The 12160-nt window shown below is 62.5% G+C and carries 13 protein-coding genes; 11 read left to right on the top strand and 2 right to left on the bottom strand.

Going from position 1 to position 12160, the window contains the following annotated elements; genetic code table 11:
- Nucleotides 1–23: 23 nt before the first annotated feature.
- The 11 genes from rsfS to AC19YR_RS18040 all read left to right on the top strand — a co-directional run bounded on the left by rsfS (nt 24) and on the right by AC19YR_RS18040 (nt 10525).
- Nucleotides 24–518, top strand: a complete 495-nt coding sequence (gene rsfS, locus AC19YR_RS18090; RefSeq protein ID WP_095109613.1) for a ribosome silencing factor — start codon at nt 24–26, stop codon at nt 516–518.
- Nucleotides 519–527: 9 nt separating this feature from the next.
- On the top strand, nt 528–995 hold the full coding sequence (gene rlmH, locus AC19YR_RS18085; protein WP_500599531.1) for a 23S rRNA (pseudouridine(1915)-N(3))-methyltransferase RlmH: 468 nt from the start codon (nt 528–530) through the stop codon (nt 993–995).
- A gap of 10 nt (nt 996–1005) precedes the next feature.
- Complete coding sequence (mrdA, locus tag AC19YR_RS18080; protein ID WP_095109612.1) at nt 1006–2901, top strand: penicillin-binding protein 2; 1896 nt, start codon at nt 1006–1008, stop codon at nt 2899–2901.
- Nucleotides 2902–2932: 31 nt separating this feature from the next.
- Nucleotides 2933–4036 (top strand): rod shape-determining protein RodA, encoded by a 1104-nt coding sequence (rodA, locus tag AC19YR_RS18075; RefSeq protein WP_176465124.1) that lies wholly within the window; start codon nt 2933–2935, stop codon nt 4034–4036.
- Nucleotides 4037–4053: 17 nt separating this feature from the next.
- Nucleotides 4054–5064 carry a lytic murein transglycosylase B gene (mltB, locus tag AC19YR_RS18070; protein ID WP_095109610.1) on the top strand — a complete coding sequence of 337 codons (1011 nt, stop codon included), beginning with the start codon at nt 4054–4056 and terminating at the stop codon, nt 5062–5064.
- Nucleotides 5064–6059: a septal ring lytic transglycosylase RlpA family protein gene (locus AC19YR_RS18065; RefSeq protein ID WP_500599528.1), complete on the top strand. Its 996-nt coding sequence runs from the start codon at nt 5064–5066 to the stop codon at nt 6057–6059. The genes mltB and AC19YR_RS18065 overlap by 1 nt, the downstream gene beginning before the upstream one ends.
- A 176-nt stretch (nt 6060–6235) precedes the next feature.
- On the top strand, nt 6236–7393 hold the full coding sequence (locus tag AC19YR_RS18060) for a D-alanyl-D-alanine carboxypeptidase family protein (RefSeq protein WP_095109608.1): 1158 nt from the start codon (nt 6236–6238) through the stop codon (nt 7391–7393).
- An 80-nt stretch (nt 7394–7473) separates the two neighbouring features.
- Entirely contained in the window at nt 7474–7749 is a 276-nt protein-coding gene (locus AC19YR_RS18055; RefSeq protein WP_095109607.1) for a DUF493 domain-containing protein, read from the top strand.
- Nucleotides 7749–8396 carry a lipoyl(octanoyl) transferase LipB gene (lipB, locus tag AC19YR_RS18050; RefSeq protein ID WP_500599525.1) on the top strand — a complete coding sequence of 216 codons (648 nt, stop codon included), beginning with the start codon at nt 7749–7751 and terminating at the stop codon, nt 8394–8396. The genes AC19YR_RS18055 and lipB overlap by 1 nt, the downstream gene beginning before the upstream one ends.
- A 1-nt stretch (nt 8397) precedes the next feature.
- On the top strand, nt 8398–9417 hold the full coding sequence (lipA, locus tag AC19YR_RS18045) for a lipoyl synthase (RefSeq protein ID WP_095109605.1): 1020 nt from the start codon (nt 8398–8400) through the stop codon (nt 9415–9417).
- 154 nt (nt 9418–9571) lie between these two features.
- Nucleotides 9572–10525, top strand: a complete 954-nt coding sequence (locus tag AC19YR_RS18040) for a S66 peptidase family protein (protein ID WP_095109604.1) — start codon at nt 9572–9574, stop codon at nt 10523–10525.
- Between the two features lie 48 nt (nt 10526–10573).
- Here the strand turns inward: AC19YR_RS18040 and AC19YR_RS18035 are convergent, their stop codons facing one another.
- Both AC19YR_RS18035 and arfA read right to left on the bottom strand, forming a co-directional pair.
- Entirely contained in the window at nt 10574–11896 is a 1323-nt protein-coding gene (locus tag AC19YR_RS18035) for a lytic murein transglycosylase (protein ID WP_500599524.1), read from the bottom strand.
- Between the two features lie 61 nt (nt 11897–11957).
- Nucleotides 11958–12122, bottom strand: coding sequence for an alternative ribosome rescue factor ArfA (gene arfA, locus AC19YR_RS18030; RefSeq protein WP_095109701.1), 165 nt, complete (start codon nt 12120–12122; stop codon nt 11958–11960).
- Nucleotides 12123–12160 lie beyond the last annotated feature (38 nt).

The following is a 12160-nucleotide window of genomic DNA, read 5'->3' as shown; positions in this document are numbered from 1 at the left end:
CATATGAGCAAAACGAGTTTTATATGACGAACAAAGACGTAAGCAAAGTTAAGCGCAAAGGCACCTTCAAGAGCGCTCCGCTGCCTGAGAAAGTCCTCAGCACCGAACCCCTCAAGGGCCAGGCCCTGGTCGATGTGGCCGTGGCAGCCCTGGAAGATGTCAAGGCCCAGGACGTGCTGGTCATCGATGTGCGCGACAAGCAAAGCATCACCGACTACATGATTATCGCCACCGGTACCTCCAACCGTCAGATCGGCGCGATGCTCGACAAGGTGCGCGAAGCGGTCAAGGCCCTGGGCATCAAGCCGTTGGGCGAAGAAGGCAAGGGCGACAGCGACTGGGTGCTGCTGGACATGGACGAAGTAATCGTCCACATGATGACTTCCAACGCCCGCCAGTTCTACGACCTGGAACGCCTGTGGCAGGGTGCCGAACAGAGCCGCGCCAGCAGCGCTGCCCACCACAGCCCGGAAAACACCCACGAGCATTTCATCAAGCTCAACAAAGACCAGGAATAAGGAACGGCTGTGCGCCTGCGTCTGATCGCCGTCGGTTCCCGCATGCCCAAGTGGGTGGAAGAAGGCTGGCACGAGTATGCCAAGCGCCTGCCATCGGAACTGGCGCTGGAACTGGTGGAAATCCCGCTCAATACCCGTGGCAAGAACGCCGATGTGGCGCGCTTTATCCGCCAGGAAGGCGAAGCCATGCTGGCCAAGGTCGGGCCGAATGAGCGGATCGTCACCCTTGAGGTCCACGGCAAGCCCTGGAGCACCGAGCAGTTGGCGGTGGAACTGGACCGCTGGCGCCTGGACTCGCGCATGGTGAACTTCATGGTCGGCGGCCCCGAGGGGCTGGCGCCGGAAGTCTGTGCGCGGGCGGATCAGCGCTGGTCGCTGTCGCCCCTGACCCTGCCTCACCCGCTGGTGCGCATCCTGATCGGCGAGCAGTTGTACCGCGCCTGGACAGTGTTGTCCGGCCACCCTTACCACAAGTAGTTCTGCCCCCATGTCCCAGCCGATCCGCATCAAGGACCACGAGAAAGACGCCCGTCTGGTGCGCGGCCGCGTCGTGTTCGGGGCCATTACGGTGGTGCTGCTGTTCGGCGTGCTGATTGCCCGGCTGTATTTCCTCCAGGTCATCCAGTACGAGTACCACTCCACGCTGTCGGAAAATAACCGCGTCCATGTGCAGCCGATTCCGCCCACCCGTGGGTTGATCTTCGACCGTAACGGCGTGGTGGTAGCGGACAACCGGCCCAGTTTCAGCCTGAGCATGACCCGCGAGCGCTCCGGTGACTGGCAGCAGGTGCTGGACGTGATCGTCCAGGTGCTGGAATTGCCCCCCGAAGACCGGGCCCTGTTCGAGAAACGCATGAAGCAGGGGCGCCGGCCATTCGAGCCGGTGCCGATCCTGTTCGAGCTCAACGAAGAGCAGATCGCCCGCATCGCCGTCAACCAGTTCCGCCTGCCGGGCGTCGAAGTGGTCGCGCAACTGGTGCGCCATTACCCCCAGGGCGCACACTTTGCGCATTCGGTGGGCTACATGGGGCGCATCAACGAGAAAGAGCTCAAGACCCTCGACCCGGTCAACTACAGCGGCACCCACCACATCGGCAAAACCGGCATCGAGCGTTTCTACGAGCCCGAGCTGCACGGCCAGGTGGGTTACGAGGAGGTCGAGACCAACGCCCGCGGCCGCGTACTGCGGGTGCTCAAGCGTACTGACCCGATTCCCGGCAAGGACATCGTCCTGAGCCTGGACATCAAGTTGCAGGAAGCTGCCGAACTGGCCTTGGGCGGGCGCCGTGGCGCAGTCGTGGCCCTGGACCCGACCACTGGCGAAGTATTGGCGATGGTCAGCCAGCCGAGCTTCGACCCCAACCTGTTCGTCACCGGCATCAGCTTCAAGGCCTACGCCGAGCTGCGCGATTCTATCGACCGGCCGCTATTCAACCGCGTGCTGCGTGGCCTTTACCCGCCGGGCTCGACCATCAAGCCAGCGGTAGCGATCGCCGGTTTGGATGCGGGCGTGATTACGGCTTCCAGCCGGGTATTCGACCCTGGCTACTATATGCTGCCCAACTACGACCACAAGTACCGCAACTGGAACCGCACCGGCGACGGCTATGTGGATCTGGACACCGCGATCATGCGGTCCAACGACACCTACTTCTATGACCTGGCCCACAAACTGGGGATCGACCGGCTCTCGTCCTATATGAACAAGTTCGGCCTGGGGCAGAAGGTGTCCCTGGACATGTTCGAGGAATCCCCGGGCCTGATGCCATCACGGGAATGGAAGCGAGCCACCCGCCGCCAGGCCTGGTTCCCCGGTGAAACCCTGATTCTGGGGATCGGCCAGGGCTACATGCAGACCACACCGCTGCAACTGGCCCAGGCCACCGCATTGGTGGCGAGCAAGGGCAAATGGCTGCGCCCGCACCTGGCCAAGTCCATCGAAGGGCAGAAGCCTGTGGATGAAAACCCGATCCCGGACATCATCCTGCGCGACCCGGCGGACTGGACCCGGGTCAACCACGGCATGCAGCAAGTGATGCACGGCGCCCGTGGCACCGCGCGCAAGGCTGCGGCCGGCGCGCAGTACCGCATCGCCGGCAAAAGCGGTACGGCCCAGGTCGTGGCGATCAAGCAGGGCGAGAAGTACGACCGCTCCAAGGTCCAGGAACGCCACCGCGACCACGCCTTGTTCGTCGCCTTCGCGCCGGCCGAAAACCCGAAGATCGTGGTGTCGGTGATGGTCGAGAACGGCGAGGCCGGTTCCGGCGTCGCCGCCCCGGTGGCGCGTCAGGTGATGGACGCCTGGCTGCTGGACCAGGAAGGTCGGCTCAAACCCGAGTACGCCAGCCCTATCAGCGCGGAGGCTACGGCCCGTGAAGAGTAATTTTGATCGCATTCTCTCCAGCGAGGATGTGATGCGCCGCCGCGCCACGCTCCTGCAGCGTATGCACATTGATGGCCCGTTGCTGGTGCTGTTGCTGATCCTCGCTGCCGGCAGCCTGTTCGTGCTGTATTCGGCCAGCGGCAAGAGCTGGGACCTGCTGATAAAGCAGGCGACGTCCTTCGGCATCGGCCTGGTGTCGATGGTCATCATCGCCCAGCTCGAACCGCGTTTCATGGCGCGCTGGGTGCCGCTGGCCTACGTCTGCGGCGTGGTGTTGCTGGTGGTGGTGGACGTCATGGGCCACAACGCCATGGGCGCCACGCGCTGGATCAACATCCCCGGGGTGATCCGCTTCCAGCCCTCGGAATTCATGAAAATCATCATGCCAGCCACCATCGCCTGGTACCTGGCCAAGCGCAGCCTGCCGCCGCAGCTCAAGCACGTGATAATCAGCCTGTTGCTGATCGGCATCCCGTTCATCCTCATCGTGCGTCAGCCTGACCTCGGCACCTCGCTGCTGATCCTGGCGGGCGGGGCGTTCGTGCTGTTCATGGGCGGGTTGCGCTGGCGCTGGATCCTCAGTGTGCTGGCGGCCACCGTGCCGGTGGCGATCGCCATGTGGATGTTCGTCATGCACGAGTACCAGAAGCAGCGCGTACTGACCTTCCTCGACCCAGAAAGCGATCCGCTGGGCACTGGCTGGAACATCATCCAGTCCAAGGCCGCTATCGGCTCGGGCGGCGTGTTCGGTAAGGGCTGGCTGCTGGGCACCCAGTCCCATCTGGACTTTTTGCCCGAAAGCCACACCGACTTCATCATCGCCGTGATGGGCGAGGAATTCGGCCTGGTGGGCATCTGCGTGTTGCTGCTTATCTACCTGCTGCTGATCGGCCGTGGGCTGGTGATTACCGCCCAGGCGCAGACACTGTTTGGCAAACTGCTGGCCGGTTCGCTGACCATGGTTTTTTTTGTTTATGTTTTCGTCAACATCGGTATGGTCAGTGGCCTGCTGCCGGTGGTGGGAGTGCCATTGCCGTTCATTAGCTATGGCGGAACTTCGCTGGTGACGCTGCTGTCAGCGTTTGGGGTTTTGATGTCGATCCATACCCATCGTAAGTGGATCGCGCAGGTTTGAATAAGGTGAAGATTTCAATGCAAGCAATGCGTGGCTGGGCGACTCGATACGCGCCATGGGTCGGCCTGGTAGGCATCCTTGGCACTGCGCCCCTGGTGCTGGCCGGCGATTACGAAGGCTCACCCCAGGTGGCCGAGTTCGTCGGCGAAATGACCCGCGACTACGGTTTTGCCGGCGAACAACTGATGGGGGTGTTCCGCGAAGCCCAGCGCAAGCAGTCCATTCTGGACGCCATTTCGCGGCCCGCCGAGCGCGTCAAGCAATGGAAGGAATATCGCCCGATGTTCCTCACCGATGCCCGGGTGGCCCGGGGCGTGGATTTCTGGCGCCAGCACGAGGCCGTACTGGCCCGCGCCGAGCAGGAATACGGGGTGCCGGCCCAGGTGATCGTGGCGATCATCGGTGTCGAAACCTTCTTTGGCCGCAACACCGGCAATTTCCGGGTGATCGACGCCTTGTCCACTTTGGGCTTCGATTACCCACCGCGCGCCGAGTTCTTTCGCAAGGAGCTGCGCGAATTCTTGCTGCTGGCCCGCGAAGAACAAGTTGACCCGCTGACTCTCAAGGGTTCCTACGCCGGCGCCATGGGCCTGCCGCAGTTCATGCCCAGCAGTTTCCGCGCCTATGCGGTGGATTTTGACGGCGACGGCCACATCAATATCTGGAACAACCCGGACGACGCTATCGGCAGCGTGGCCAGCTACTTCAAGCGCCACGGCTGGGTGGCTGGCGAGCCGGTAGTCAGCCTCGCCAGTGTGCGTGGCGACCAGGTGGACCAAGGCCTGACCACGGGTATCGAACCGACGAAAACCGTCGGGGAGTTGCGAGCCCTGGGTTGGTCGAGTCATGATGCGCTGCGCGACGACTTGCCAGTCACCGCGTTTCGCCTTGAAGGCGATAACGGTCCGGAATACTGGATGGGGCTGAAAAATTTCTACGCAATCACGCGTTATAACCGCAGCGTGATGTACGCGATGGCTGTTCATCAGCTGTCTGATTCGCTGGTTCAAGCACGGGGCGTCAAGTAATGCGGGCAATGCCGATTCAACAACCCCTGAAGCTGGTGGCCATCGCCGCCCTGGCGATGCTGGTGGCCAGTTGCACCACCAGCCGCGCGCCACAGCAAAAAACCTCAGCCGCGGTGGTGCGCGCCAAACCAGGCCTGGACATCAACCGCGCCCATAAAGATGGCGCGCCCTGGTGGGACGTGGACGTCTCGCGCATTCCTGATGCCACGCCTACCTTGCATACCGGCCCGTATAAGGCCAACCCTTACACGGTGCTGGGCAAAAACTACTTTCCGATCCAGCAATCCAAGGATTACGTCGCCTCCGGCACGGCCTCCTGGTACGGCACCAAGTTCCACGGGCAAAACACCGCCAACGGCGAGGTCTATGACCTCTACGGCATGAGCGCCGCGCACAAGACCCTGCCGCTGCCCAGTTATGTGCGGGTGACCAACCTGGACAACAGCAGAAGCGTGATCCTGCGGGTCAATGACCGCGGGCCGTTCTACTCCGACCGCATCATCGACCTGTCCTACGCGGCGGCGAAGAAACTTGGCTACGCCGAAACCGGTACCGCGCGGGTCAAGGTCGAAGGCATCGACCCGCAGCAGTATTGGGCCCAGCGTGGCAAACCGGCGCCGTTGATGCTTAACGAGCCGCAGGCCGCGCAACCACAGATCACCGCCTCCACCGGCAAGGTCGAGCAGTGGACCCCGCCGCCGCAGCAACACGCGGCGCCAGTTGTGGCGGTCCCGCAATTGGCCCAGGGCCAGGCGGCGGGCGGGCAGTACCTACAAGTCGGCGCTTTTGCCAACCCGGACGCGGCTGAACTGCTGCGTTCCAAGCTCAGTTCCATGGTGCAGGCGCCGGTGTTCATCAGCTCCATCGTGCGCAACCAGCAAACCCTGCACCGGGTACGCCTGGGGCCGATCGGTACGCCAGGTGAGATCCAGCAAGTGCAAAACAGCGTGCGCCTGGCCAATCTCGGCCAGCCAAGCGTGGTTACCGCAGAATAAATGACACCCGATTGAGGGTTGGGCCTTAGGGCCTGGCTCCGGTTGTTGGCTCACCCAAGAACAAAAGCCCGGCAAAGGGCCTAGAGTGAACAACTGAAATACGCGACAGCCGGGACCGGTTGTCAGATTAGTTTTGCCCGAGAGGGCAAGTTTCCATTAGCTACTTCGAGAGACGGATGAACATCACCACCTTTGCCAAACGCCTGTGCCTGCTAGTCCCGCTGCTCCTCTCGCCTGCCGCATTCGCGGTCGAGATGATGCCGTCGCCGCCGCAACTGGCCGCCAAATCCTACGTGCTCATGGACGCCAGCAGCGGCAACGTGCTGGTGGAGAACAACGGTGACCAGCGCCTGCCTCCGGCCAGCCTGACCAAGTTGATGACCGCCTACATGGCGACCCTGGAAATCCGTCGCGGCCAGATCGGCGAGAACGATCCGGTGACCGTCAGTGAAAACGCCTGGCGCACCGGCGGTTCGCGGATGTTCATCAAGGTCGGCACACAGGTCAGCGTCAGCGACCTGCTGCACGGCATCATCATCCAGTCGGGTAACGATGCCAGCGTCGCGATCGCCGAGCACATCGCCGGCAGCGAAGACGCCTTTGCCGACATGATGAACAAAACGGCCGGCGAACTGGGCCTGACCAACAGCCACTTCCTGAACCCCACCGGCCTGCCGAACCCCGAGCACTACTCCTCGGCCCACGACATGGCGGTGCTGGCGCGCGCGATCATCCACGAGGATCCGGCGCACTACGCGATCTACTCGCAAAAAGAGTTCTTCTGGAACGGCATCAAGCAACCCAACCGCAACCTGCTGCTGTGGCGCGACAAGACCGTTGATGGCCTGAAAACCGGCCACACCGATGAAGCGGGCTACTGCATGGTGTCCTCGGCGGTACGTGACGGCATGCGCTTGATCGCCGTGGTGTTCGGCACCGTGAGCGAACAGGCTCGCGCGGCAGAAACCCAGAAGCTGCTGACCTATGGTTTCCGCTTCTTCGAAACCCAGACCTTCTACCAGAAAGGTGCCGAGCTGGCGCAATCGCCGGTCTGGAAGGGCACCACCAACCAGGTCAAGGCCGGTCTGGCCCAGGACCTGACCATGACCCTGCCAAAAGGTCAGCTGAAAAAACTGCAAGCCAGCATGACCATGAACCCGCAATTGATCGCACCAATCGCCAAGGGCGATGTGATCGGCAAGGTCGAAGTCAAGTTGGACGACAAGGTGGTGCACAGCGCCGACCTGATCGCGCTGGACGCGGTCGACGAAGGTGGTATCTTCCGCCGCGTGTGGGATAGCATCCGGCTATTCTTCTACGGCTTGTTCAACTGAATTAGTGTGCACCTGCATGGCCCCGCGCTGATCCGGCGCGGGGCCATGTCTGTCGCCACGGCTTACGAGGCCGTTACGCCATGACCGATACCGAAGTAAAGGCGCCAAAGATCGAATTCCCCAACGTCGATTATCCGATCAAGGTAATCAGCGACACGGGCGCGGGTAACAAGGACAAGATCCTGGAGATCGTGCTCAAGCACGCCACGATCAACCATAACCGCGTGGACGAGCGTCAGAGCACCAACGGCAAGTACACCACGATCCAGTTGCACATCGTCGCCACCGACCAGGATCAGCTCTACAACATCAACAGCGAATTGCGGGCCACCGGTTTCGTGCACATGGTGTTGTGATGCACCAGACCCTGGGCTTTCGCGAGCTCGGCCAGATGGCCTACGAGCCGGTTTGGCACGCGATGCAGCGGTTCACCAATGAACGGGGCACCGATGTGCCGGACGAAGTCTGGCTGGTGCAACACCCGCCCGTGTTCACCCAAGGCCAGGCTGGCAAGGCCGAGCACCTGCTGCTGCCGGGCGATATCCCGGTGGTCAAGGTCGACCGCGGCGGCCAGGTGACTTACCACGGCCCCGGCCAGTTGGTGGCCTACCTGCTGCTGGATGTGCGCAGGCTGGGGTTTGGCGTACGCGACTTGGTAAGCCGCATGGAACAGTGCCTGATCGAGCTGCTGGCCAGCTACGGCGTGACCGCTGCGGCCAAAGCCGATGCGCCGGGGGTCTATGTCGACGGCGCGAAAATCGCCTCCCTGGGCCTGCGTATTCGTCACGGCTGCTCCTTCCATGGCCTGGCCCTGAACGTGGACATGAGCCTGGAGCCGTTTCGCCGAATTAACCCCTGTGGCTACGCCGGCCTGGCGATGACCCAGTTGTGCGATCACACAGGGCCGATTGAATTTGCCGAGGTAAGTGCCCGGCTGCGCGCGCAGCTCGTCAAACACCTCGACTATGCTGAGCAGACGACCCTAACGGGCGGAATCGACTGATATGACTACTGATGCAGTGCAAACCATGATCCCGACGCTCGATGTCACTGAGCGTGCGGCCCCGCGTGCCAAGGTCGAAGCCGGTGTGAAACTGCGCGGCGCCGAGAAGGTTGCACGCATCCCGGTGAAGATCATTCCGACCACCGAACTGCCAAAGAAACCCGACTGGATCCGCGTGCGCATCCCGGTGTCCCCCGAGGTTGACCGCATCAAGGCCCTGTTGCGCAAACACAAGCTGCACAGCGTGTGCGAAGAGGCCTCCTGCCCGAACCTGGGCGAGTGTTTCTCCGGCGGCACCGCGACCTTCATGATTATGGGTGACATCTGCACCCGTCGTTGCCCGTTCTGCGACGTCGGCCACGGGCGGCCGAAGCCGCTGGATACCAACGAGCCCGAGAGCCTGGCCATCGCTATCGCTGACCTGCGCCTCAAGTACGTGGTCATCACCTCGGTAGACCGGGACGACCTGCGCGACGGCGGTGCCCAGCATTTTGCCGACTGCATCCGCGAGATCCGCAAGCTGTCGCCCGACGTACTGCTGGAAACCCTGGTGCCCGACTACCGTGGGCGCATGGACGTGGCGCTGCAAATCACCGCTGCCGAGCCGCCGGATGTGTTCAACCACAACCTGGAAACCGTGCCACGCCTGTACAAGGCCGCGCGCCCGGGTTCGGACTACCAGTGGTCGCTGACCCTGCTGCAGAAATTCAAGCAGATGATGCCCCATATTCCGACCAAGTCCGGCCTGATGCTGGGCCTGGGCGAGACCGACGAGGAAGTCATCGAAGTCATGAAGCGCATGCGCGAACACGACATCGACATGCTGACCCTGGGCCAGTACCTGCAGCCGTCGCGCAACCACTTGCCGGTGCAGCGTTTCGTGCACCCTGACACCTTTGCCTGGTTCGCCGAGGAAGGCTACAAAATGGGCTTCAAGAACGTCGCGTCCGGCCCCCTGGTACGTTCCTCGTACCACGCCGACGAGCAGGCGAAACTGGTAAAAGCCAGCCTGATGTCCTGATCCGCAAAACGCCCGCAGGAGCCTCGGTTCCTGCGGGCGTTTTTTATGGGCTGCGCGCGGGCCTTTTCTTGCAAGCCCCGAAGTCACCGGTCCCTTCTCTTTATTCCCTTTCGTGGCTACTGTGCGTGGACCATCTACGCAGGGAGAATCATGGATGAGCGCTTCAAACACCCCCACCTACTGTGAGTCCATGCCGGTGCCGGCCTTGCCTGTGGAGGGCTTGATTGGCGTGATCGCGCCTGCCGGGCCGGCGACGCTGGATGCCCACAAGGCATTGCAGTGGATGCAAGCGCGGGGCTATTCGCTCAAGGTGTTCCCCGGTGTGACGGCGAAGGAGGGCTACCTCGCGGGCAGTGATGAGGTGCGTCTCAACGACCTACATGCCGCATTCGCTGACCCCCAGGTGGACGCCATCCTGTGCCTGCGTGGCGGCTACGGCAGCCCACGCCTGCTCGACGGCATCGACTTCGACCTGCTGCGGCGCAACGCCAAGCCCTTTGTGGGTTACAGCGACATCACCGCGTTGCACGTGGCCATCAGCCGTTATGCCGGCTTCGTCACCTTCCATGGCGCGATGCTCAACGCCGACTTGCTGGGCAACAAGCAGCAACCCACCGAATCGTCGCTGTTTCGCATGCTGCGCGGGCAATTGAAGCGCGGCAGCGTCCTTCCCCACCCTGCGGCCTACCCCTTGGTCACCATCGAGCCGGGTATCGCCCAGGGGCGCTTGATGGGTGGCAACCTGTCGATGATCGCCGCCACCCTGGGCACGCCTTATGAACTCGATGCCGAGGGCATCATTTTGTTCATCGAGGACGTCAACGAGCCGCTGTACCGCATTGACCGATTGCTGACGCACCTGCGCCTGGCGGGCAAGTTGGCAACGATTGGCGGCGTTCTGGTGGGGGATGTGGCGGGGGTTGATGGCCAGGCGCTACAAGCTCTGCTCAAGCAGACCTTCGCGCCGCTGCGCATTCCGGTGCTGGCGGGGTGGCGAAGCGGCCATTGCGACCCGAACCTGACCCTGCCGTTGGGGGCGATGGTCAGGTTGGATGCGGGTAATCAGGAGCTGCGGCTCGAACAAGACGTGGTGCTACTGCCCCTGTAGCCAGCGGACTGGCCCGTGCGGGAGTGCAAGACACTCCTGTTTTTTGCCTCAGCGATTACGCAAACCCTGCAGTAATTTCTGCGTCGGGTAGCCGTCCGCCGGCCAGCCGAACGACTGTTGAGCTGCGCGGATCGCCTTGCGTGTATTGGCGCCGATGATCCCGTCAGCGGTACCCGCGTCGTAGTGCTGGGCGCTGAGCAGGGTTTGCAGCTCGATGCGCTCGGAGCGGCTCAGGGGCAGGTCATCCTTGGGCCACTCACCATTGATCGTCCCACCACCGCCAAACCGCTCGGATAACAGCCCCACCGCCAATGCATAGGACGAGGAGTTGTTGTACTTGAGGATGGCGCGGAAGTTATCGAGGATCAGGAACGCCGGGCCGCGATAGCCGGCCGGCAGTAGCAGGGCGGCCGACAACTGCTCGGCCCCGGCAGGCACGCTGGCGCCATTGGGCAGGCTCACGCCCAGTTGCCGCCACTCGGCGACGGTCTTGCGGATTGCGCCATCGGCCAGCACGTAGTCGAAGCCATTGGCCAGTTGCACCTCAAAGCCCCAGGGCTGGCCTTTTTGCCAGCCGGAGCTTTGCAGGTAGTGGGCGGTGGACGCCAAAGCGTCGGTGGGGCTGCCCCAGATATCGCGGCGCCCGTCACCGTCAAAATCCACGGCGTGGGTGTTGTAGGTGGTGGGGATGAACTGGGTCTGGCCCATGGCGCCGGCCCAGGAACCGAGCATTTTTTCCGGCTCGATATCGCCCTGTTGAAGGATTTGCAGGGCAGCGATCAATTGCGCGTGAGCGAAGGCCGGGCGGCGGCCTTCGTAGGCCAGGGTCGCCAGGGAGCGGATCACTGATTGGCTGCCCTGGAAGCTGCCGAAGTTGCTTTCCATACCCCACACCGAAACCAGTGCCTGGCGATCCACGCCGTAACGCTGTTCGATGCTTTGCAGGATCGGCCCGTATTGCTCCAGCAGCAACTGACCCTTGCGCACGCGCACGGGGGAGAGCGCGCCGTTGAGGTATTCCCACACCGGGCGCGAGAACTCAGGCTGGCTGCGGTCGGCGCGGATAACGCTCATGTCGGGGGTTACGTTGGCGAAGGCGCGGTCGAACAGTTCGGCGCGGATGCCGGCGGCCAGGGCGTCCTTGCGGAAGGCTTCCTGCCACTGGGCGAAGGTCTGGGTCGGCTGGATATCGAGGTTTTCGCCGCTCGGTATCACCGGCGGAATGACGGCGGGCGCGGGCACGTCGGGAATGCTTTGCAGCGGTTGCGCGTCGGCGGCGGTGGGTTTTTCCGCACAGGCAACTAACAGAATGAGGCTGGAGGCAGCGATCAATTGGCGCAGGTGCCAACGACGGGAAATACAGAGGGGCATGCACAGGTCCAGAGAATACGAATCAGGTGCCGACCTTAACATGTTGAACGGGTGCTTGCCTTTAAGCGGCCAGAAAGTAAGAAGCCTCCCAGCTATTAGACTGGAAGGCTTCGCGGCGGTAGCTGCCTTTGCCCTTGGCCGGTTGTTCCTGACGGCTGCGGAACAGTGGCTGGGCGACGATGGATTTGGCTTTATTGGGCCGATGCCGTGAAGGCTTTTTGCTCATGATGGCTTCTCGCAGGTAGGTGGATGCAGCGCTGCGAA

The sequence above is a fragment of the Pseudomonas sp. MF08817 genome (assembly GCF_059862705.1).
The sequence above is the reverse complement of the archived record's forward strand: the minus strand, read 5'-3'. Positions and strand labels throughout refer to the sequence as shown.

What these genes read in the sequence shown, in the direction of transcription:
- AC19YR_RS18065 (WP_500599528.1), top strand. Translation starts at nt 5,064, where the DNA reads ATGCGGGCAATGCCGATTCAACAACCCCTGAAGCTGGTGGCCATCGCC.
- AC19YR_RS18035 (WP_500599524.1), bottom strand. Translation starts at nt 11,896, where the DNA reads ATGCCCCTCTGTATTTCCCGTCGTTGGCACCTGCGCCAATTGATCGCT.
- rsfS (WP_095109613.1), top strand. Translation starts at nt 24, where the DNA reads ATGACGAACAAAGACGTAAGCAAAGTTAAGCGCAAAGGCACCTTCAAG.
- AC19YR_RS18060 (WP_095109608.1), top strand. Translation starts at nt 6,236, where the DNA reads ATGAACATCACCACCTTTGCCAAACGCCTGTGCCTGCTAGTCCCGCTG.
- rodA (WP_176465124.1), top strand. Translation starts at nt 2,933, where the DNA reads ATGCGCCGCCGCGCCACGCTCCTGCAGCGTATGCACATTGATGGCCCG.
- arfA (WP_095109701.1), bottom strand. Translation starts at nt 12,122, where the DNA reads ATGAGCAAAAAGCCTTCACGGCATCGGCCCAATAAAGCCAAATCCATC.
- lipA (WP_095109605.1), top strand. Translation starts at nt 8,398, where the DNA reads ATGACTACTGATGCAGTGCAAACCATGATCCCGACGCTCGATGTCACT.
- AC19YR_RS18055 (WP_095109607.1), top strand. Translation starts at nt 7,474, where the DNA reads ATGACCGATACCGAAGTAAAGGCGCCAAAGATCGAATTCCCCAACGTC.
- lipB (WP_500599525.1), top strand. Translation starts at nt 7,749, where the DNA reads ATGCACCAGACCCTGGGCTTTCGCGAGCTCGGCCAGATGGCCTACGAG.
- mrdA (WP_095109612.1), top strand. Translation starts at nt 1,006, where the DNA reads ATGTCCCAGCCGATCCGCATCAAGGACCACGAGAAAGACGCCCGTCTG.
- mltB (WP_095109610.1), top strand. Translation starts at nt 4,054, where the DNA reads ATGCAAGCAATGCGTGGCTGGGCGACTCGATACGCGCCATGGGTCGGC.
- AC19YR_RS18040 (WP_095109604.1), top strand. Translation starts at nt 9,572, where the DNA reads ATGAGCGCTTCAAACACCCCCACCTACTGTGAGTCCATGCCGGTGCCG.